Source organism: Aliivibrio sifiae (assembly GCF_002954715.1).
In the GTDB taxonomy this organism is placed as follows: domain Bacteria; phylum Pseudomonadota; class Gammaproteobacteria; order Enterobacterales; family Vibrionaceae; genus Aliivibrio; species Aliivibrio sifiae.
On record NZ_MSCP01000001.1, the window covers coordinates 833256 to 856430 of the forward strand.

11 protein-coding genes are annotated in these 23175 nt (G+C 39.4%); 8 read left to right on the forward strand and 3 right to left on the reverse strand.

Going from position 1 to position 23175, the window contains the following annotated elements; genetic code table 11:
- Positions 1 to 131 precede the first annotated feature (131 nt).
- Positions 132 to 1193: an L-asparaginase 2 gene (gene ansB / locus BTO23_RS03785; protein ID WP_060991245.1), complete on the forward strand. Its 1062-nt coding sequence runs from the start codon at positions 132 to 134 to the stop codon at positions 1191 to 1193.
- A gap of 73 nt (positions 1194 to 1266) precedes the next feature.
- Here ansB and BTO23_RS03790 read toward each other — a convergent pair whose 3' ends face one another.
- Positions 1267 to 1968 carry a DUF3334 family protein gene (locus BTO23_RS03790; protein WP_060991244.1) on the reverse strand — a complete coding sequence of 234 codons (702 nt, stop codon included), beginning with the start codon at positions 1966 to 1968 and terminating at the stop codon, positions 1267 to 1269.
- Positions 1969 to 2250: 282 nt separating this feature from the next.
- Here BTO23_RS03790 and ydiJ point away from each other — a divergent pair, with 282 nt between their 5' ends.
- From ydiJ to BTO23_RS03810, 4 genes are all read left to right on the forward strand, one after another.
- A complete protein-coding gene (ydiJ, locus tag BTO23_RS03795; RefSeq protein ID WP_105062975.1) occupies positions 2251 to 5283 on the forward strand; it encodes a D-2-hydroxyglutarate dehydrogenase YdiJ in 3033 nt (1010 codons plus the stop codon).
- Between the two features lie 156 nt (positions 5284 to 5439).
- The gene (locus BTO23_RS03800) at positions 5440 to 7032 is read left to right on the forward strand and encodes a hypothetical protein (protein WP_061002715.1); all 1593 of its coding nucleotides are present in this window, start codon (positions 5440 to 5442) and stop codon (positions 7030 to 7032) included.
- A gap of 128 nt (positions 7033 to 7160) precedes the next feature.
- Positions 7161 to 7577, forward strand: a complete 417-nt coding sequence (locus BTO23_RS03805; RefSeq protein ID WP_060991241.1) for a CBS domain-containing protein — start codon at positions 7161 to 7163, stop codon at positions 7575 to 7577.
- A gap of 145 nt (positions 7578 to 7722) precedes the next feature.
- The gene (locus BTO23_RS03810; protein WP_105062976.1) at positions 7723 to 10044 is read left to right on the forward strand and encodes a zinc/cadmium/mercury/lead-transporting ATPase; all 2322 of its coding nucleotides are present in this window, start codon (positions 7723 to 7725) and stop codon (positions 10042 to 10044) included.
- Between the two features lie 61 nt (positions 10045 to 10105).
- Here the strand turns inward: BTO23_RS03810 and BTO23_RS03815 are convergent, their stop codons facing one another.
- On the reverse strand, positions 10106 to 12628 hold the full coding sequence (locus tag BTO23_RS03815; protein ID WP_105062977.1) for an HD-GYP domain-containing protein: 2523 nt from the start codon (positions 12626 to 12628) through the stop codon (positions 10106 to 10108).
- 135 nt (positions 12629 to 12763) lie between these two features.
- Between BTO23_RS03815 and BTO23_RS03820 the strand changes: the two genes are divergently transcribed.
- From BTO23_RS03820 to BTO23_RS03830, 3 genes are read left to right on the forward strand one after another with little or no spacing between them, the layout of a single operon-like run.
- On the forward strand, positions 12764 to 14386 hold the full coding sequence (locus BTO23_RS03820) for an ABC transporter transmembrane domain-containing protein (RefSeq protein WP_105062978.1): 1623 nt from the start codon (positions 12764 to 12766) through the stop codon (positions 14384 to 14386).
- Positions 14386 to 16449 carry an ABC transporter transmembrane domain-containing protein gene (locus BTO23_RS03825; RefSeq protein ID WP_105062979.1) on the forward strand — a complete coding sequence of 688 codons (2064 nt, stop codon included), beginning with the start codon at positions 14386 to 14388 and terminating at the stop codon, positions 16447 to 16449. The genes BTO23_RS03820 and BTO23_RS03825 overlap by 1 nt, the downstream gene beginning before the upstream one ends.
- Entirely contained in the window at positions 16446 to 17738 is a 1293-nt protein-coding gene (locus BTO23_RS03830) for an HlyD family type I secretion periplasmic adaptor subunit (protein WP_105062980.1), read from the forward strand. Before BTO23_RS03825 ends, BTO23_RS03830 begins: the two co-directional genes overlap by 4 nt.
- Positions 17739 to 17828: 90 nt before the next feature.
- Here BTO23_RS03830 and BTO23_RS03835 read toward each other — a convergent pair.
- On the reverse strand, positions 17829 to 23175 hold a 5347-nt coding region (locus BTO23_RS03835), incomplete at its 5' end, for a VCBS domain-containing protein (RefSeq protein WP_146107789.1).

Sequence of the window (23175 nt, forward strand, 5' to 3'; positions counted from 1 at the left end):
GCGATGCATTGAATGATAGTTGTGATTGCTATCACGACACATTATTTAAAAGTAAATATGATTAATTAAATCACAATGTATAAGTTTACGTTTTGTTGTGTAATTAATTATTTTCATAATGGAGTACAAACATGAAAAAGAATGCCATTGCATTAGGTATGCTGCTTTCTGGCCTTTGCTTTAGTTCGATTAGCTTTGCAGACGACCTACCAAATATTAAGATATTAGCAACTGGTGGTACGATTGCAGGTGCAGGTCAATCAGCAACTGGTTCTAGTTATACGTCTGGTAAAGTCGGGGTCGATTCTTTAATTCATGCTGTACCTCAAATGACTAAAATTGCTGATATTAGTGGTGAGCAGGTTGTTAGTATCGGTTCGCAAGATATGAATGATGAGGTGTGGTTAACATTATCAAAGCGTGTGAATGAATTATTAGCACAAGATGATGTTGATGGTGTGGTTATTACACATGGAACTGACACCATGGAAGAGACGGCTTACTTCTTGGACCTTACTGTTAAGAGTGATAAACCGGTAATTTTGGTTGGTGCAATGCGCCCATCGACGGCAATGAGTGCTGATGGTCCTGTCAATTTATACAATGCTGTTGTAGCTGCAACAGATAAAGATTCTTCGGGTCGTGGTGTATTAGTTGCAATGAACGACACGGTGTTTGATGCTCGTGACGTAACCAAAACCAACACAACATCTGTAAATACATTTCAGTCACCAAATTTTGGACCTCTAGGTTATATTCATAATGGTGATGTTCAGTATCAGCGTAGTCCTGAACGTAAGCATACAACAGAAGCTGAGTTTGATGTATCTAAGTTAAAAACGTTACCTAAAGTAGGTATTGTATATAACTACGCGAATGCTTCTGCGTTACCAGTTACAGCAATGCTTGACGCAAAATTCGATGGTATTGTTAGTGCGGGTGTGGGTAATGGTAATATCTACCACACCGTATTTGATGAGTTAGCTAAAGCAAGCAAAGAAGGCGTTGTCGTGGTTCGTAGTGCCCGTACAGGATCTGGTTCAACGACACTTGATGCTGAAATTGATGATGCTAAATATGGCTTTGTGGCATCAGGAACATTGAATCCTCAGAAAGCTCGTATTTTATTAATGTTGTCGTTAACTGAAACTGAAAACTATAAAGAAATCCAAAAGATGTTCCAGTATTACTGATATTTCATTAAATACACATTAATAATAAATAAGACAGTCAATATTGGTTATTGGCTGTCTTATATTTTTGGAATTAAATACCTAATTCATCGAATAATGAATCATCAACATCTTGAGATGATGGTTCCTTTGATGTCGATTGCTGAGAATTTCCTGATTTATGTTGCTCAAATAAGTCATCGGCATCGAACTCTTCTTCTTGCTCAAATTCTTCGAGTTGAATAAATTCTGTTTTATCCATCGCAAGCTCAAGATAGAAAATATTATTTTTTTCTGTTGTAAAAGTAACACGACGAGCTTGTGGGCGATCTAGGTTTGTATCAACAGAAAGTATCACTTGCTTGTTTAAAGCGAGCATTTTTGGTTGATTTTGAGAAATCGTCGTTTGTAATGTTTTACGGATTTGCCCTGTAAAGTCACCAACGATTTGATTCATTAACTCACCCAATACATCGCCCACTTCATCAGACGTATGCAAGATTGCTAACTCTTCTTCCGGCATGCCCATATTGTTCATGTATTTAGTGTAAAGCTCTAAGGCTGCATCTTTAGTAAAATTAGTAACAACCAAACCAGAAAAACCACCATCAAACAGAACAAAGCAACCAAAATCAGGTTTTAGACTCGTTTTCGAGATTTTTTGCACCATAGCAGAATAGTTAACTGAACTTTGCGTTGCTTTACTTAATACACCTGACATTGAACGACATAGTATTAATAGAATATCGTCAGTGGTAATGATTTTTGTCTTGTTCTTTCTAATTGCTGGTTTCATAACTTTCTCTAATAAGGTGTCCGGCGGTATAAATAATACTAAGCAAAATATATGCCATCGCCCTTAAGGTGAAATATTATCTTGCTGTTTGTTTTATATCGTACTTAGCAACGTTCTTTAACGTTTAAAAAGTACGTAAGTAATTTATTCATTGAGCCGTAAAATTGCGATTATTTACCGGATATAGCATAGGCGAGATGTTTTATCCATGCGAGATGTTGTAAAGTGTGTTTAGAACAACATTATGACGCTGAGGAACAGCGATTAAAGGAGCAGGGAGCAATGTTACCAGTATTACCATTCCAATCAACTATCGCCCCAATGGTAGTTGATTATCTAGAAGAATTAAAAGAAAGTGATTTCAGTGGTGATATAGAAACGACGTATTCAAGTCGTCTAGCTGTTGCGACAGATAACAGTGTTTATCAACAATTACCACAAGCGGTGTTATTACCAAAAAATACAAAAGACGTAGAGTGCCTGGCTTTACTGGCCAATCAAGATAAATATAAAACAGTTACGTTTTCCCCACGTGGTGGAGGTACTGGTACAAATGGACAATCTTTAACTGAAGGTATTGTTGTCGATTTATCTCGTTATATGAATCAAGTTATTGAAATTAATACGGAACAAGGTTGGGCTAGAGTACAAACTGGGTTAGTAAAAGATCAATTAAACGATGCACTTCGTCCGCATGGTTATTTTTTCTCACCTGATTTATCTACCAGTAATCGCGCCACCATTGGTGGCATGATTAATACTGATGCATCTGGGCAAGGTTCATTAAAATATGGGAAAACGTCTGATCACGTATTAGGCGTTACTGCTGTACTTGCTAATGGTTCGAATTTAAATACAGAACTATCTTATGATGAGCAATCAGAATCGGTACGTTCTGTTTTAGATATTACCGCTGCAGTTTGTCGTCAAAACCGTCAAAAAATAGAAGAGAAATTCCCCCCATTAAACCGTTTTCTAACGGGGTATGACTTAAAAAACGCATTAAATACAGAAACTGACCAATTCGATATTACTCGAGTGCTATGTGGTGCCGAAGGTTCGTTGGCTTTTCTTACTGAGGCGAAAGTTAATATTACGCCAATTCCTAAAGCCAGAACATTGATTAATGTAAAATACGACACTTTTGATGCTGCATTAAGAAATGCGCCATTTATGGTACAAGCAAATGCGCTTTCTGTAGAAACTATTGATTCAAGAGTACTTAATTTTGCAAAGCAAGACATTGTTTGGCACAGCGTAAGTGATTTGATTACAGATGTACCAGATAAAGACATGCTTGGGCTAAATATGGTCGAGTTTGCTGGTACAGAACCTGAATTGGTTGAACAACAGGTATCAGAACTCATCGTTAAGCTCGATGCTTTAATGCAGGCTGAGGAGGCGGGTATTATTGGGTATCAAATCATTAAAGATGTGGCAAGTATTGGTCGTATTTATACCATGCGTAAAAAAGCGGTGGGATTATTAGGTGCGACTAAAGGGGCTGCGAAGCCAGTTGCTTTTGCTGAAGATACTTGCGTACCTCCTGAAAATCTAGCTGATTTTATTCAAGAATTTAGACAGTTATTAGATTCACATCAATTAAATTACGGTATGTTTGGCCACGTTGATGCAGGTGTCCTACATGTTCGTCCTGCTTTAGATATGTGCGATCCAATACAAGAAACGTTGATGCATACTATTTCTGACCAAGTGGTTGCTTTGGTGTCAAAATATGGCGGTCTAATGTGGGGGGAGCATGGTAAAGGCTTCCGTTCTGAATATGGTCCTGAATTTTTTGGGGAGGAATTATTCGTTGAATTACGACGAGTAAAAGGTGCATTTGATCCCCATAACAAAATGAATCCAGGGAAAATTTGTACTCCATTAGAAAGTAGCGATGAGCTAGTAAAAGTAAGTGACACAAAACGTGGATATTATGATCGTCTAATCCCAATTGAAGTGAGAGATAGCTTTAATCAAGCAATGGAATGTAATGGCAATGGGCTTTGTTTTAATTATGAAACGAGTTCTCCAATGTGTCCATCGATGAAAGTGACGGCAGATCGTCGCCACTCACCAAAAGGCCGAGCAGGTCTTGTTCGTGAATGGTTACGTCAATTAGCTGAGCAAGGGGTTGATCCTGTTGCACTAGAGCAAGATCTGTTAACTAAACGTCCATCAATAAAGCAAATTATTGACCGTATTCGTAATCGAATAAATAAAGAGAAAGAATACGATTACTCACATGAAGTACATGAAGCGATGATGGGATGTTTAGCATGCAAAGCATGTGCAAGCCAGTGCCCCATAAAAGTCGATGTACCAAGTTTTCGTGCGCGATTCTTAAATATTTATCACAGTCGCTACCAACGTCCAATGAAAGATTACATGGTTGCTAATATTGAGACGATGTTACCAATAATGGCTAAGGCACCGAAAATTATTAATGGTGTATTGAAGCAATCATTTACTCAGAGTTTAACGAAGAAGACGTTAGGTTATGTTGATATGCCATTGCTTTCGGTTCCGACGCTAAAAGAACGTTGTAAAAGTAAAGAAATTTCGACATTTAATCTCGAAAACCTGACAGAACTTTCCGAAAATGAACGTAAGAAGCATGTAATGATTGTTCAAGATCCTTTCACTAGTTATTATGACGCCGAAGTGGTGAGTGACTTTATTGAATTGATCCAACGATTAGGCCTAAAACCAGTATTGTTGCCATTTAAGCCAAATGGTAAAGCGCAACATATTAAAGGTTTTTTAAAGCAATTTACGACAACAGCGAAAACAAGCAGTGAGTTTTTAAATCGACTTGCAGAGTTAGATATTCCAATGGTTGGCGTAGATCCTGCTTTAGTTCTTTGTTATCGAGACGAATATAATGAAATCTTGGCAGATAAACGAGGGGACTTTACCGTTTTAACGGTCCATGAGTGGCTTTATCCTCAATTGTCATCGTTTGTAAAAGCGACAATATTTGATAAGAGAGCTTGGCAATTATTTGCCCATTGCACCGAGAAAACGAAATTACCAAATGCAGAAAAAGAATGGGGGGAGATTTTTCGTCATTTTGGACTGATATTAAATACCGTTCCTGTTGGATGTTGTGGTATGGCTGGTACGTATGGACATGAGGCAGACAAGCTAGAGTCATCAAAAGCAATTTATGAATTAAGTTGGAAAGGGAATCTAGCCAATACAGACACGGAACGTTGCTTGATTACAGGTTATTCATGCCGGAGTCAGGTAAAGCGATTTGAAGGAAAGCAATTAAAGCATCCATTACAAGCGCTACTGACCAACATATAATGATCTAATCTCGCGTTACTTTATGATAAAGTAGCGCGAATTACCTGTAATAATATAAATGCAAACCAAGTGTTTAAGGTTTGTTAAAATAAAATCCTGCTAATTTTTACAGGTTGGTATATTGTGTTTGTTGTTTTTACTAGAGTTATAATATAAATGAGCAGTACTGAACTTATTAGACGTATTCCACAAATGAATGTTTTGGTTTTTACAGAAAAACGAGAACGTAGTACTCAGATCCGTCAATTTTTTCAAAAAGCTGGATTTAAAAGTGCTGATAGTTTCAATGTCAGCATGAAAGCATCAGATCTGCCTGTTTATGACTACTATTTTATCGAATATCACTATGCTGAGCATGAAGTGATTCGTGATATCGTGATTCGTGCGCGCGAGAAAGCTAAATTTGGTAAACGTCCTATTTTCATCGTTGATATCGATAACGATGACTCTCAAGTTGATGATATTAACGCGAGAGAACTCTTTCCTGATTTTATTGTAAATAGTCCAATTAACTTTGGCTATATAGATGAATTAATTAAAAAATCTTTTAACCTTACGCTATTGATTGAGAAATTAATTGGAGAGGTAAAAGGTTCACAATCGGCATTTATTAAACGAGCCCAAACATACCCAGGTACTTACAAAAACCGTATGTTACTTAATATGACGTTAGAAGAGTTATTTAAAGCAAAAGATTTTCTAACGTTTAAAAAAGTATACCAACGACATGATAAAAGTGAAATTATGCCACAAAACTTGATGGCATATTGTCAAATTGTAGAAAAACCTAAAGCAATACCAGTACTTGAGCTACTATTGCGTTCGAAAAAATATTTGTTCCAAGCTAATTTAATGTTGGCTGATATTTATGTAGAAGCAAAGCAACCAAGCAAGGTTCAATCTTCGCTATCCAATGCGTATGAGAATAACCCAAAAGATGATAATGCTTTTTATACTTACTTAACTTTTATTATTGAAAATAACAAATCAGCGTTATTACATAATATGGTGATGAAACGTTTTTATCATATTGGGATCAGTCCAGTGACCTTAAATAAAATGGTTATGGATATTGCTGATATTGTTTATAAATCAAAAATGAGTTTGAATAAAGAGCAATATCGACGTTTCTTTGGGCAATTGATAATGACTTTGAAAAAACGCATATCAATGGATAAGCGTGATGAACTGCAAGGTTATATTAATATATTCATTGCACGTCAGTTGTTTAAGCAAGGGAAGCGTTACAAAGCAAAAGCAATTGCTGCGACTTGCTATCATCGTTTCTTATCTGAACGTAAAGTCGCTTCTGATGAATTTAGAGTAGCGACCTTCGGTGTTTTAGCCATGGCTGGTGAAGTTAAGTTATGCGTTGCTTTGTATAAAGTTTTTGATCAGGCAGGCTTGAAAAAAAGCGCGCCGTTATTGCTACAGCAATCAATGACTCATTTCCAAAAGCTGAATAAAGTTTATCAATGGCTAAGAGCTCAAAAGTCAGCGGATGATAATAGCGCGCAACTGACTAAAATTGGTCAAACATACCCATACTCATCAGACTTGAATTATATGCTTCTTACTTTAACGTTAAAGGGGAAGAACTTAATGAAGGCACCAGAGAACATTAAACAATGTTTAGCGGTGATACACAGAATGGAAAGAACCCATAATACGGCGGGTTATGAAAATGTGATGTCTTCTGTTGAGCAAAATAAGAAAATATTAATTGATGTATTGTTAGGTAGTTCATAAATTTACCTTCTTTTTTTCTTAATAGGTTTCATCCATCACAGAGATAGGAAAGAGTGATTTCGCATTTTTTCAAAAATGGTCCACACTTAACCTATCAAAACTGATTGATAGCACGTTAGGGGGCTATGATGGAAAATAAAAAAGTAAAACAATACATGAGTGCACGACCTCTTTATTTGACAGCGGATATGTCATTAGCAGCGGCTTTAGATCAATTTATTACTTCGCAGCATATCGGTGGTCCGGTAGTGAATGAGCAGAAAGAAGTGATTGGCTTTATTTCAGAGCAAGATTTAATTAAGTCACTGCTTGGTGTTAGTTACCACTGTCAAGATACACATCTTGTTAGTGATGTTATGAAGAAAGAAGTATTAACGGTGACACCAGAAGATGCGATTGTCGACTTAGCACAAACGATGACTGAAAATAAACCTAAGATTTATCCAGTAGTAGAAAATGGAAAGTTAGTAGGTATCATTACTCGACGTAATGTATTGCAAGCGATCAGTGAGTCGATTGGTCAATGTTTTAAACATCCAGTTTAACCTTTTCTCATCTCTCTTTTTAAAAAGGCACTTCGGTGTCTTTTTTTATATCTGAATAAAATTACTCTTGACCTTGGAGTTAGCTCTAAGGTCTATAGTTATTCTAGAAAATAAATTAATACCTAACAATAGAAAGGATAATCTCATGTGTACCACTCATAAAACATTCGGTCTCAACACCAAGCAACACAATCATGATCACAAACATAACCCTTCAAGCTCATGTTGTGCCGCACCACAAATCACAAGCATTAAAGCGGAATCGGCAGTGTCTGATTGCTGTAGCTCAGTTGATAAGTCAAGTGACAGTGATTCTTGTTGTGGTTCGGATCCTGGAGATTCAGACCCCTCAGTTACCATTCCTGCAAAAAGTACTTTTTCTCGCAGTTGGCTGATTGCTGACATGGACTGCCCAAGTTGTGCTGCTAAATTAAAAAAAGCGATTCTTGCCATTCCAGAAGTGACGGACGCTAACGTTATCTTTGCAACAGAGAAACTGACGGTAAGAACCAATAACGAAGCGGCGTTTGAGCGAGTAATTAGTGTCGCGAAAACCACGGGTTTTCCATTATCTGACATGGGGTCAAAAAACGCATCAGAAAGTGATGCACAACCATTTTGGCGTAAAAATATTTTATTGATCATCCTTGTTGCCTTTTTAGTCATTGCGACAGGTATTAATTTAGTTAACAAAGAACTCGGGACCATTGCATTTACGGTTGCTGGTTTATTTGGCCTTATTCCAATTGGTAAAAAAGCGATTCGTTTAGCGATCAATGGCTCTCCATTTTCGATAGAAACGTTAATGACAGTTGCCGCTATTGGTGCTGTGTATTTAGGTGAAACGGTTGAAGCCGCCATGGTTATCTTATTGTTTATGTTAGGTGAACAATTAGAAGGCTATGCGTCAGCGAAAGCTCGTAGTGGCGTGAAAGCGTTAATGGACTTAGTGCCAGATACAGCGCTACGCATCAATAAAGATGGCACTAAAGAAGAGGTTGCGGCTTCCGATCTGAAAGTAGGAGACAGAGTTCAAGTTTCTCCAGGTGATCGTTTAGCTGCCGATGCAATATTAGCGTCAGAGTTTGCTTCTTTTGATGAAAGCGCCTTAACGGGAGAGTCTGTTCCTGTTGATAAAAAGACGGGTGATGTATTAATGGCAGGGTCGATTGTTAATGACCGTGTGATTGAAATCGAGATAACGTCAGCTCAAGGTGAAAACGCGATTGATCGTATCTTACATTTGATTGAAGAAGCGGAATCCCGTAAAGCACCGTTAGAGCGTTTTCTTGATAAATTCAGCCGTTGGTACACACCAGCAATGATGCTGTTATCACTGCTCGTTATTATTATTCCACCATTGATGTTTGGTCAATCATGGGATACGTGGATTTACCGTGGTTTAGCAATGCTACTTATCGCTTGTCCGTGTGCGTTGGTGATATCTACACCCGCAGCCATTACCTCTGGTTTGGCAACGGCAGCTAAAAGAGGGGCGTTAATTAAAGGTGGCGCAGCATTAGAAGAGCTAGGACATATTAAAAATATCGCGTTTGATAAGACAGGTACCTTAACGCAAGGTAAGCCAGTTCTCACTGATATTCGAGTGCTTGTTGAGACGGAAACTGAAGACACTATCTTATTGCAATCAGCCGCGGTAGAGATGGGGTCGTCACATCCATTAGCAAAAGCTGTAGTAATAAAAGCACAAGAACAAGGCCTGATGGTTATTGAAGCGGATGCTCGTGAAACGGTTGTAGGTAAAGGGATAAAAGGGACCGTTGATGAAAAACGAATCGCACTTTATGCGCCTCAACAATTTGATGGAGAAGTTACTTCTGAAGCCGAGAGCCAAATCGCGTTTCTAGAAGAGCAAGGAAAAACGGTTGTTTTAGTGCTAGTGAATGATCAAATATCTGGTTTATTAGCGTGGAGAGATGAATTACGTCCTGATGCTAAAATTGCAGTTCAGAAGTTAGTTGCACTCGGCATTACACCCATCATGTTAACGGGTGATAACGAACGTGCTGCCAAAGCGATTGCTGCAGAGCTGAATATTGACTATAAAGCGGGTTTATTACCGTCAGACAAAGTGAAATACGTTGAGCAGTTAACAGCAAAAGCAAAAACGGCAATGGTCGGTGATGGTATTAATGATGCGCCAGCAATGAAAACGGCCTCTATTGGTATCGCAATGGGCGGGGGAACGGATGTTGCTCTAGAAACGGCTGATGCAGCGTTAACTCATAATCGATTAGAAGAACTTGCACCAATGGTTGCGCTGTCAAAAGCAACGCTAAGTAATATTCGCCAGAACATTACGCTAGCGCTAGGATTAAAATCTATATTCTTAGTGACAAGCTTGTTTGGTATTACCGGCCTATGGGTTGCTGTTCTTGCTGATAGTGGAGCAACGGCATTAGTTACATTAAATGCATTGCGTCTCTTACGATTTAAAGAAAAATAAACGTAGGATACCGTAAAAATAAAACCGCCATTTTATTTGTTTAAAATGGCGGTTTTTTTGTTCATGAATTTGCAAGAGTAAGGTAAGTCGAAACATCAACGTCATCAATTTGTTCTGGTTTTAAAAATTTGTGGGCGTACTCAAGGTAAACGTCATCTTCTAAAAATAGTTGGAATATCTCTTTATCTATATGTTGATTTTTTGCCATGAAAGCCAATATTTTTAATGATTCAGACAATGTTTTAGGTGTTTTATAAGGGCGGTCACTGGCGGTAAGCGCTTCAAAAATATCAGCAATAGCCATCATCCTTGCGGTAACAGGGAGTTCTGATGCTGGAACCGCATAAGGGTAGCCTTTGCCAGACATTTGTTCATGATGCCCACCTGCAATTATTGGAATATTCTTTAAATGTTCAGGATAAGGGAGCGCTTCAAGCATTTTTATTGTTTGAATAATATGATCATTAATTAAAAAACGCTCTTCATCAGTGAGCGTTCCGCGTTGTGCTGATAAGTTATACATTTCACCAAAGTTAAATTTGAATTGGTGAGGTTGAAGTGAGAAACGGTTATCTGCAACGTGATGTTTATCCCACGGTATTTGTTGGCTGCGGTTATCTTGTAAAATGAGTTCGACAGAGGGGGTTACTTTTTCATCATCAGAAAGACGTTGAGTTTCTTCCCATGATAGTCCAAGTTGTTTGTCTAACGTTCTTACAAACTGCCTATTTGAAATCTCTTCCAATTGTTTGATTTTATCTTCACTAAAGAACTCATCACCGAGGTTAGATTCAGCAATAAAAGCAAATTCACGATCTAATTGAGCGATCGTATCATGGTAATCTCTCTCTAATTCTGGCGTATTCTCTTTGTGCTCAATAATTGTTTTTAAGTAAGCAATCTCTGCGTCTCTTTTTAACACTTCAAAGCGTGTTCGTATTTCGTGTATACGGTTAGTAAACATATCCAACTTTGTGGCTTTATCTATAACATGATCTGCGGTGGTTAGTTTCCCACAATCGTGCAGCCAAGAAGCAAGGTACAACTCTTCCCACTCAGGTTCACTAAGCGAAAACTCTTTCCACTGTGTTTCATTTTTTTGAGCCGATCTTGCTAACATTAGGGTTAATTCAGGCACTCTCTGACAATGGCCTGCAGTATGAGGCGATTTTGCATCAATGGCAGAGGCAATGGATTGAGTGAAAGAAAGTAATAGGGCTTTTTGCTGCTCTAGAAGTTTATTTTTATCAATGGACACTGAGATTATTTGAACTAAACGTTCAATAAATAATAGTCGGTATTTAGGGACAGTATGATTAAGAGGGACTTCAATGAGTAGGCAGCCAATAAGCTTTTTCTTATCATTATGTAAATTGAAGTAATGGACAGAAGCATCGTAGTAATAAGATTTATCTTGATTCTTGATAGGGATCTTTTTCCCACCCTCGATACTGCTTAATGTATTCTCGTTATTTGTTACATAGAGATAACTGTGTCCTGTCGTGATTTCATGTATTTTTTTATCAACCACCGCGCCTAACTGAAATAAATTACCGCTTTTTGCAATGATGAAAACCATTTTTAAAATATCATCAATGGTTTTATCCATTGTTTCAAGTGTGCTGCTGAGATTGTGAATTTCTTTAACAATCGAATTTTGCTTTTTTTGTTGATTAAATTGGAAGTGATTTATTTTCTGTGCATTTTTAAGGAGCGTAACTAGCCGATTTGATATGTAAGATGTGGATAGGAATATAATCAATATCGCGAGAAAAATGTAGGCGATGACATTCAAAAATAAATCATTAGAGACGGTATTAAAATTCTGATTAATCACACTCTCAGGGATGAGAGAAACAAAATAAAGAGACCTATGATTTAATTTGTGAACAAAAGCTGTGTAGGTTGAACCATCAAGAGATACGGTCTCATGCTCATTATGTAACACGCCTTGCAGCTGTGAATAAGATAAAGGAGTGGGCACATGATCAGAGTAAATGATTTCTTTTAATTGATAGTCGTAAAGATAAAATCCAACGTTACGTTTGTTAACCAGTTGATGGTCTGTCGTTTCAAAGAAAATGACGGTTGATATTTGTAAGATAATTTTGAGGTTTGCATTTTCAGAACGACTTAAATATAGATATTCATCATTGACGGTGTATGTTTTGTTTATTTGCCACATTTTCTCCAATGATGAACTGGTTGCAAATGTAGCTTCGATGTTACCGTCGATATTTTTTAAATTAATACCATTATTTTCAATATCATAGATATACACATTAGTTAATGCGGGAAAGTGAGAGAAAGCGGAAGAAGTGAAGTTGATTAATGATGGTGGGATATTATGAATATCCAGTGATGTTATATCAGAGATCTCTTCTGCTAATGCATCTATTTGATATATGGTGAAGTTTACATTATTACTGATAATTTGCTGGTGAAGTTCGGCAACGTCAGATATATGTTCGCTTGATAGTTTCGTGACGGCGCTTTTTATATTTGTATATAAATGAGCTGAAAATAGGATGAAAATAGTCGCAAAAATAATGAATAAGTACGTTTTTAATGAAATCCGTTTCATTGCACCCTCGCAAAAATATGTGATATCTAACCTTTAACCTAGTGCATAAAAACAATAAAACCAATTATTTACTTGATAATTAATGATTCTTGTCCAAGACTTGATTTATGCATAATTATTATTGGGTGACTATAAATGGATTTGTTGTCTTCTTACCGCTCTAATCAAAAAAGAACAATGCTGCGGGTTTTACCTTCATCGTTGCTTATTAATATCTTATCGTTATCAATTCCTCTCGTTGTTCTGCAAATTTACGATCGAATTTTACCAAATCAAAGTTATGGTACTGCGGTACTGCTTCTTAGTGGTGCTAGTATTGCTATTTTAATAGATGCTTTTCTTCGCTTCGTACGTTCTTGGATATTAGCCGCCGCCTCAATAAATACAGAAACAAAGATGTATTCTTATATTTTACATCAACTTACTGAACTGCCTGCTAAGCAATTATTGAGTTTAAAGCCTGGCCATCTTCAGGAAGGGTTGAAGGGGATCTCTTCAATTAAAGAGTTCTATTCCGGCGGTTTACTGAGTGGGCTAATTGATGTGCCCTTTGTGCTTATTTTCCTTTCACTAGTTGCTTATGTGGGAGGGGAACTTGTTCTTATTCCTATTGTTGTTTGGATTATTGCGGCAGTGTTTGTTTGTTTGTTTTCGAATAAATCATATCAGCATGCTAAGACTGCAGCAGGAAATGAAATCAGTCGGATGAATTTCTTAGTTATTGTTTTTACGATGCTTGAAGGGGTAAAAAAACAAGCGGCAGAATCACGAACATTTCAATACTTTAAGGAATTAAACCAAAATCGATGGCTATCTATAGCAGAATCAGAGCGTAATACGGCTATCGCACAAGAATGCATCCAAATTGCCGCGTTGGGAACCTCTGTTGTCATGGTTATTATTGGCAGTTTGTCGGTATTATCTGGTGAATTAACTACCGGAGGATTAGCCGCGTGTTCTATCTTATCTGGTCGAGCGGTTGCCCCAATGAGTGCATTGGTGGGATTACGTTTAAAATACAGCTCGTTTCAAGTTGCCAATAATTCAGTAAAAGATTTATTTCAGAATATAGCCTCAAAAGAAGCAGTAACATCGGAAAAACTGCCTGTATTTGAATCTTTAACAGCCAAGAATTACTGCATTGAACGTTTTGGTTTTCGTCACCAATTAAGGCTTTCTGTAAATAAAGGCGACATTGTTACCTTCCATGGAGGAGATACCGATCTACTCAGTCAATTGGTGATTAATCTATCTGGATTAGAGGCCAAAACAGAAGGGCAACTACTTTGGAATAATCAAGTATCCACTAGTGATTATTATGATTATAGAAATCAAACTGCGTTTGTGACAAGCCGCCCTATACTTATTTCTGGTTCGCTTTTAGATAACTTAACGGGATTTAACGTTAATCAGGTAAAAGAGGTATTGCCATTAATTAAGGCGCTTGGTTTAGATAAGGTTATTTCAGAATTGCCTAACGGTTTAGAAACTAAAGTGGGTTTTCAGTTAGGTGAGCAATTAAGTCAAGGTGGTGTGAAATTGGTTTCTCTAGTCTGTCAACTAGCAAAGCCGGTGCCGTTGTTATTTTTAGATAAACCAGAAATTGCGTTAGATATTGAATCAGTAACTCGGTTAGCAAAAGTTCTTTCAATTTTATCAAGTAATGGAAAAACCATTATTTTAAATACTGATCATCCGCTCTTAGTTGAGTTAGCAAAAACGCAAGCAGAGCTTATACCATTACAAGGAGAAGGTTAATGGATAAGAATTATCAATCTCAGGTCATTAATTTATTGATGGCGATGGATGTTAATACCAATGTTCATGCTTTTAGTCAGGAGTGGATAGCATCAAATCGACTTGAAAGTATGGATGATGTTTTTACATTATTGGATCGATTAGGTATTGCATATACAGTGCACCCTTATACTAAAAAGCTTGCTTCAAAATCGCATTTAGCGGCATTGTATATTACGGATGATGACATTGAAGTTTGTCGATTTTTATTAAATGATTTTCAAACCTACCAACAAGGTGAATTTGAAAGTGACTCATTACCCCGTTACGCTATCTCATCTCTTGTCGTTCTTATTCATGAACAACCTAGAGAGAAAAATTCCACAGATTGGGTTGGCGAACGGATAGATAAATTTAAGTCATTATTACCGATGCTACTGTGTATTAGCTTCTTTGCTAATGTGTTTGCGTTGGCAATCCCTTTTATTACTATGTCTATTTATGATCATGTCATTGGTGGAGATGCCGGTCATGAACTTGTAGGTATTGCAATTGGGGCTGCATTGTTATTCATGATGATGCTGTTATTAAAAGTTATACGAAGCCAATTGTTAACCACCATTTCAAATCGTATTAGCCGAGAGATCTCTGAAAGGGTGCTATACCGAATATTTAGTTCTTCATTGTTGGTGAATCGTTCGTTGTCATCGTCAGCATTAATGTCACGGTTAACGACGGCGGAGAGTTTTAAGGGATTACTTCAAGGTCCTCTTGGAGGATCATTGTTTGACCTTCCTTTTGTTCTCCTTTTTATTATTGCTATTGGTTTTTTAGGAGGATGGCTAGTTCTTGTGCCTATTTTTTCACTTATTTGCTATTACGGGTTAGCTCATCACAGTCAAAAAAAGCTGATGAGGACATCTCATCAAACAACGATATCTGGAACTAATCGTTATTCTTTATTATTTGAATTAAATAGTAAATTGGCTTTTTTACGTAGCGCAAACATGAGTGAGTTTTGGATAAAACGATTCGAGAAAGCCAATGTATTAGCTGCCAAAAATAGTTTTTTTCACAGTAGTCATCAAGCCAAGTATACCTCGATTTATTATGCTTTAGGTTTGCTTAGTACATTGGCGGTAATCGCTCTTGGTATTGATCTTATCTTTAATCAAGCAATGACGGCAGGGGGATTGATCGCAACCATGATGTTGATCTCTCGCGTGACAGGACCAGCCCAAATGCTTGCGAATAGTGGCTCTCGTTTTACGCAAATCAAGCAAGCTAGGTTACAAATTAATCAATCGATTAGTCAAAAAATAGAAGGTGACTTCTCATTTCAGCATCACTCTTTATCGTCGGAGAAGCCGAGCATTGAATTGGAACAAATTACGCTACGTTTCCCTCAACAAATGAAGCCTGCGCTCTCTGGAATTTCACTGAAAATAGAACCAGGGCAGGTGGTCGTCATTACTGGGCCCATGGCTAGTGGAAAAACGGCGTTGTTAGAATTACTTGCGGGATTAAACCAACCACAGAGTGGGGTAATTAAGGTGAATGGGCATAATTTATCGCAATACGATCCTCAAATATACCGTCAATGGCTGGGGTATTACTCGGCAAAGCCTGAGCTTTTATTATTAACCATTCGAGAGTTTGTTAGTGATAATCGAAACCTTACTGATGATCTTATTATTGATGCGATTGAGCAGGTTGGGGGGAAAGCATGGTTTGATACGTTATCTTGTGGTTTAGATACTCAACTGAATGAATCGATTGTGGCGAGTATTTCTCATGCTTTATCAGGGTATGAAGCTAAAGTGTTGTCGCAAGCAAAATTGTATCTTCATGAGTATCCGTTTTATTTATTGGATAATCCGGTCATGGATACCGCTTCGCGTGACTTGTTTCAACTATGGATATCTCAACGTAAAGGAAGATCGACAATTGTGTTTTCATCACATGATCCTGAATTAATTAAATTAGCAGATCAAGTGATCATTCTTGATAGCGGCTCACTCGTATACGCAGGACCGTTACCAGATAATTCAAATACAGAGATAGCAACGGAGGCCTCTCTATGAACAAGCAAAATGTGGATGTTGTTGAATCAAGAGTGACGGCTCGTTTATTGTCATTGAGTACTTATTTTATTGCCGTTTGTTTAGTTTTATTTATAGCATGGTCGGTATTCACTAAAGTTGATGAGATTGCCAAAGCTAAAGGTGCTGTTATTCCTGAAGGGGATCGCCAAATCATTCAAAGTGAAACGGGTGGGCGGCTTAAATCAATTTTGGTTTCTGAAGGTGAGTTAGTTGAAAAAGGTCAAACATTAGTTGAGTTTGATTCTAAATTTCAGAATACCGCATTAGATGAGTTGAATGCACAAAGAGCAGCGCTAGAATTAACGATTGAGCGTTTAAATTCATTGGTAGAAATACGTGACCCTGATTTCTCACAATACGCTGATTTTTACCCTCGACAGGTTTCGCAGCAGTTAAAACAACTTGCCGCAGAGAAGGAATTGTTTTTTCAAAAGCGAAGTACTGTGATTAAAGAGCAAGCTCAAGTCGCGGCAGAATTGGAAGGATTACAAACTGAGTTACCCGTTTATCAACGTCAATTAAATGCGACTAAACAAGAATTAGACATATTGATTAAAGGGCAGAAAGCAGGGAATATCTCCAAGTTAAGAGTTTTAGAGATGAAGCAAAAATTGGCTTCGATCGAAAAAGAGATCCAACAAGCAAAGAACCAAGAGAATGTGTTGAAGCGTAAAGCGGAAACCGTGGGCGCTCAGTTAAAACAGATAGGGGCAGAGGCCAGAGTTCAGGCTAATATTGAGCGTTCTAAAGCAGAAGCGGATTTAAGTGGATTAAGAGCACGTATTCGTTCTGGTAAAGAAAAAGTATTAGATACCGTAGTTAAATCGCCAGTAAAAGGATTGGTTCAAAGTATCCCATCAACTCAAAATGGCGGCGTTATTGTCCCTGGAGGCACGATTGCAGAAATCGTTCCTGTAGAGGGTAAAGCAAGCTTTAAAGCGCGTTTATCTCCCCGTGATATTGGTTTTGTTTCTATTGGTCAACCCGCACGAATTAAAGTAGATGCGTTTGATTACAGTCGCTTTGGTGCATTAAAGGGAGAGATTGAAAAAATATCGCCAACGACTAGTAAAAATGAAAGAGGAGATATTTATTACGAAGTTACGGTTTCTATTGAAAAGTCGTATTTTCGCGATAATCCTGACGCTTTTTCTTTATTGCCAGGAATGACGGGTGAGGTGGATATTACAACGGGTGAAAAAAGTGTCTTCCAGTATTTATGGAAACCGATTTACACCAATGTCAGTCGGGCCTTTGGTGAGCGTTAATTATGATTCTGAATAGATAGTTGTAATACTAGTCAACAATAAAAAAGGAACGCTAAATTGCGTTCCTTTTTAGATCCAACTTCGTTATTTTTAGGTATTAGGGTCAATATCAGGCAAACCATCAATGTCATTGTGATGATGGTGGTTTTCATCCTCTTGTTTATTGTGGTTATGGTCTTGATTGTGGTGCTCCATTGCATCAGATAAATCGATGTGTGATGAGTGGTCATCTGTTATATCAGTATTATCATGTGCTAATACAATATCTAAGTCTGTAGGAGTGTGGTGATCATTATGCTCCGTGTTTTTTGGTTCTGGCGTGATACCTAAAGCATCTAAATAGGCGGAGGCTCCAGATAAGTGTTCATCTAAGTCAACCGAGAATGACAACTCACTAATATGCTCATTACTAAAATCTGGTTGATCATGTTGAACTTGAGGTGGCGGAGCTGGGTGTGAAGCATGTGCTATAGGTGTGATCGTCATATCAACCACCTCGGTACCAATATTTAGTTTACCGCTATTACCCGGGCCGTGACTTAGTATCTGAATGTTGACATGCGCGACTACTTCATCTTGATTCGTACCTTGTAAGGCAACTTCGAACTTATCTTCATGCTGTCCAATGCCAGAAGCACTACCATGTGGCCCTGTGTGAACATTTGCTTGTTCTTGATAATGTAAATCACCGGTTTGAGGATTAATGGTTAGTGTTCCATATTGCCCATGATGACTGGTCACATACTGCCCATTTGGTAAATGGATCCGCCAACCGTGTTGTGTGGTGGGAACTGGGGTTAAAGACGGAAGTAGTGGCGGTGCGCCAAGCGTGGCAGACACTTGATGGCTTCCTGACGGCGGCTTGACCACGATTGGCTCAGGTATGGCACTTGCAGAAAAACCTTGGCTACCTGCGGTATTTCCGTGTTCGTCAGTCATGGTCGCCTGTACTTGAGAACCTGGACGAACTTCAATTTGTAACCCATGCTGTAGGCTGTGAGCATTTAATACATGGTCTTGTCCATTAACGACAAGGTGCTCGCCAATTTTTGCGTCACCAGGAGGCGTAATTGTTGCTGTGATAGTATTTGGGTGTCCGTGAGCAATTTCAGTTTTGCTGTATAAGTTGTCGGATCCTGCGTTTTCAAAAGTAATAGTAGGGAGGCTAACCTGAGTGTCGACTTGATAAACAACATCTGTGGTGGCGTGAGCGCTGTTACCTGCGCTATCTGTTACCGCGATTGACGCTTCAATTTTTTGGTCAGCATCTGCAGTTAACTCGCTACCAGGAACGGCAATGGAATAGTGTCCTTGTGAGTCTACAGCGCCAGTATGTTGTGCTCCATTGACGTTCAAAGTAACAATGTCACCGACATTGAAATCACCAGAAACGGATCCAGTGACATCAACGGATGAATTGGATTCTTGGGCGTTAATCACATTATCAGCGGTTATAGGATCGGTCTGAATACCGACGTGCACTTGTGTATCTATATGGACGGAAAGGAGCGAAGAGGCAGCCGGTAGCACTGACGAAGGAGCCAATGCTTTGGCGGATAGATTATGATCGCCGTCCGATAAGCTGTTTACCGTAACACTATATTGTCCAGATGCATCAGACACCGCGTGTCCAACGAGTGTTGAACCATCATAGACCGTGACTTGTGAATAAGGGATATCCGTATGTCCCGTGATGGTTGGTGTGGTTTCTTTGGTGACGTTATCGGTATCTGATATACCAGTATCACTAGATGCGGCTAGATCTAGGGTTACTGCATTACTTGGTGGTGTGTTTGTTCCAGTAGGTAAGCTCGGTTGAGTTGTAGTAATCAGCGGATTAACAGGCACCGTTGTTGAGATCGTTGGTTGTTGTCCAGGTACAACTGAAATATGACCATTGGTATCAAAAGTTATGAACATCGATGATTCGCCACCATGATTGTCAGCCACCTTTACTTCAAAAACATCGGTTCCGTGATAGGTGTGCGTTGCTTTGTTATAAGCCATCCCTGCAACCGAAGAGTTTGCAGTGTACACATAGGCACCTGAATCCGGATCGACAGAGATTGAACCAAATTGCCCTGTTGAACTGACGACAGAGAAAGTATGTGTATCTTTAACGTCAACATCGGTTTCAGTGAGGGTTCCCGTTGTCGGGGTGGTTTGGGTAACGGATAGGATAGGGTCATCATTGGTACCAACGACGGTTATGACTATTTGGTGTTTATCTCCTCCGCGAGAAACCACTTCATATGTGACTTTATGTTTTTCGCCTTCAGCAAGCCTATTTAAATTGTTGTTCGAAACCGAGTAAGTCCAGTCGCCGGCTCGGCCAATACTTAAATCACCTCCAAATGGGTCACTCACCGCATGTACATTTCGGTTGGCAACGAATTCACTTTCCCCTGCGTCAGGGTCGGAAACAATTAACACTCCTGATACTGCCACGGTATGTTGAGAGTCACCTTGAACGTGGACATCTTCTTTTACTGAGCCTGTATCGTCTACTGAAAATAAAGCGGCATCATTGACTGCTGCTAATGTGGTAGTGGCCCCAGTATGAGTCATACCACCATGAGTATCTTTCACGTCATAAGTGAAATGTACTTGTCCGTTATAGTCTTTGTCTGGATTGAATGTAAAAGTCCCGTCTTTATTATCAATAACAACACCATGATCTGAAACTAAATTAGCAATGCTTAATTGACTGGCATCATTGGCGTCAACATCGACGGTATTAGCAAGTAGATCTGCAGTGGTTAGCGTTTGCGCTGTATCTTCTTTACCTGAGTGAAGCTGTACTTCTGATGAGCAATATGGGCGGTCGTTACTACCATGAATTGTAATGACAATATCATGGGTTGTTCCATCTTTCGCGCGTATAGTTATGGTATCGGTAAGCGATTCTCCATCGCCTAATTTATCAATTGCAGTACCTACAGTACCTGGCATTACACCATTGTTTTGACTGCCAGCATTTACATTATAATGCCAACTGCCATCCGCGTTTAATATAAGCTGGCCATAACTGCCATGATAGGTGTAGCCCTGAGACCCTACTTGGTTGGTATCGAATTCGTTTTCTCCCGCATCCGGATCTGAAATGGAAAGTTTGCCATCAGCATATAACATCGCCCCCGTTAAATGGCTCATTCCAGGCTGGGCATGATCAGGCGACATATCTTTGCCTGCCGTGTTTTCAGTCACACTGCCGGTATCAACACCACTAATAATTGCATTGTCTTGTACCGCAACGAGTGTCGTTGTTGCCCCTGTATGCGTAACACCACCATGGGCATCTTTGACATCATAACTAAAATGAACAGTACCGTTGTAGTCTTTCTCTGGTGTGAACGTGAATGTACCGTCTTTGTTATCTAAGAGCGACCCATGATCTGAAACTAAATTTTCAATGCTAAGTTTGCCGACATCATTGGCATCTACATCAACAGTATTAGTAAGTAAATCGGCAGTGGTTAACGTTTGCGCGGTATCTTCTGTTCCTGTGGCAAGTGTGACTTCAGAACTGATATAAGGTCTATCGTTATCGCCATGAATGGTAATTACTATGTCGTGAGCTGTACCATCTTTAGAATATATGGTGATGGTGTCGGTCAGTGTTTGATTCTCACCCAGTTCATCAATGGTTGTGCCGACTGTTGTTTTGCGATTACCAACCCAATCAACGTTGCCAACGGTCACGTCGTAATGCCAAGTACCATCAGTGTTTAACAATAAGTGTCCGTATTGTCCATGGTAGGAGTTATTCCAAGCTCCGCCTTTAGAGTCAAATTGAGATTCACCAGTATCAGGGTCAACAATATCCAACTTACCATCAGCCGTTAATGCAGATTGTCCGAGTTTCGCCATGCCAGGTTGTGCGTAATCTGGTGACATATTACCAAAGCTACCATGCCCTTCATCGACATCGCCCGTTGTCGTTCCAGTGATTACTGCTACGTCCCCAACGGCATCAAAATGAAGAGTATTTGTAGCCTCTGTAGAGTCGGTATGCCCATCGTTAACAGTATATTTAAACTGAACATCACCATTAAAATTTTGCGCAGGGACGAACTGAAGCTTACTGATGTCAGCTGTAGGGATGTGCTGCCCCGCAGTAATATCGTGGCCATCGAGTACAAACTTACCTTGTGTTGCTGGTGGTATATCTGTGATTGCGATGGAATGTAGCGTGTCGCCGGTATCAACATCCGTAAACCCAAACTGACTCGCTTGCATTTGATAATGCGTGTCTTCAGTGCCGTTACTTAGCGCAACTTGGGTAACGGTTGGCGCGTCATTGGTGCCAACAACGTGTATGTGCAACTCGTATGCCGTTCCATCATAACTATGAACACGGTAGATAACGGTTTCAGTTTGCCCTTGAGCAAGGTGTTGCAAATTGGCATTATTAACGCTGTACCCCCAATTGCCCATGCTATCAATACGTAACATGCCACCAAACGGATCGTGAACTGCTGATTCACCAAACTGGCTGTACTGGAATTTATTCTCCCCACTATCTGGATCCACAACTTGTAGTCTTCCATTCGCGAGATCAGTTGTAACCCCTGCATTGTGGCTGCTGTGTGACCCATCTTCAGTGACGTGGTCAGTTGTCACTTCTGAAATGATGGCGCTGTCTGGGGTAGCAGTGAGTGTGGTAGACGCCCCTGTATGAGTCGTTCCGCCATGCGCATCTGTCACGTCATAGCTAAAATGAACCTGACCGTTATAGTCTTTGGTTGGGGTAAAAGTGTATGTGCCGTCTTGATTATCTAGAATAGAACCATGATCAGCGTGAAGATTCGCAACGGTGAGTTTGCCTAGGTCGTTGCTATCCACGTCTATAGTGTTTGCTAAGAGTTCGGTGGCTGTGATGGTTTGCGCGAGGTCTTCTTTACCGCTGTTGAGTTGCACTTTTGAAGAGCAGTATGGACGGTCGTTGTCGCCATGAATGGTGATAACAATATCGTGTGTGGTGCCATCAGCTGACTTAACGGTGACTGTATCGGTTAGTGTTTCACTTTTTCCTAAGTGATCAATTGTTCTGCCGGTTGCATCTTGGCCGATGGAAGCATAGTAGGTCCAGTCTCCGTTAGTTTGAAGTATGATACGACCATGTGAACCATAATAAACACCTGTTTGGGCATAGCTTTCACCAGTATCAGCATCAACTATCGATAGGTGGCCATCTGTATGGATTTCATCGTTCCATAATTTTCCTATATTCCCATGCATGTGATCAGGTGAACGATCATCGACACTGCCACCAGTCATACTACCGTCTAGTGCAGTGAAAGTGTGTCCTTCATGAACATCACCTGTCGATGTTCCCATGATCACTGCAGCATCATTGGTACCATTCACCGTAATCGTCACCTGATGAGACGTGCCATCGGCTGAATGAACGATGATGGTATCCGTTGCTGTCGAG

Bases quoted from the DNA above. Each gene is read 5' to 3' on its own strand.
- ansB (WP_060991245.1), top strand. From the start codon at position 132: ATGAAAAAGAATGCCATTGCATTAGGTATGCTGCTTTCTGGCCTTTGC.
- BTO23_RS03790 (WP_060991244.1), bottom strand. From the start codon at position 1,968: ATGAAACCAGCAATTAGAAAGAACAAGACAAAAATCATTACCACTGAC.
- ydiJ (WP_105062975.1), top strand. From the start codon at position 2,251: ATGTTACCAGTATTACCATTCCAATCAACTATCGCCCCAATGGTAGTT.
- BTO23_RS03800 (WP_061002715.1), top strand. From the start codon at position 5,440: ATGAGCAGTACTGAACTTATTAGACGTATTCCACAAATGAATGTTTTG.
- BTO23_RS03805 (WP_060991241.1), top strand. From the start codon at position 7,161: ATGGAAAATAAAAAAGTAAAACAATACATGAGTGCACGACCTCTTTAT.
- BTO23_RS03810 (WP_105062976.1), top strand. From the start codon at position 7,723: ATGTGTACCACTCATAAAACATTCGGTCTCAACACCAAGCAACACAAT.
- BTO23_RS03815 (WP_105062977.1), bottom strand. From the start codon at position 12,628: ATGAAACGGATTTCATTAAAAACGTACTTATTCATTATTTTTGCGACT.
- BTO23_RS03820 (WP_105062978.1), top strand. From the start codon at position 12,764: ATGGATTTGTTGTCTTCTTACCGCTCTAATCAAAAAAGAACAATGCTG.
- BTO23_RS03825 (WP_105062979.1), top strand. From the start codon at position 14,386: ATGGATAAGAATTATCAATCTCAGGTCATTAATTTATTGATGGCGATG.
- BTO23_RS03830 (WP_105062980.1), top strand. From the start codon at position 16,446: ATGAACAAGCAAAATGTGGATGTTGTTGAATCAAGAGTGACGGCTCGT.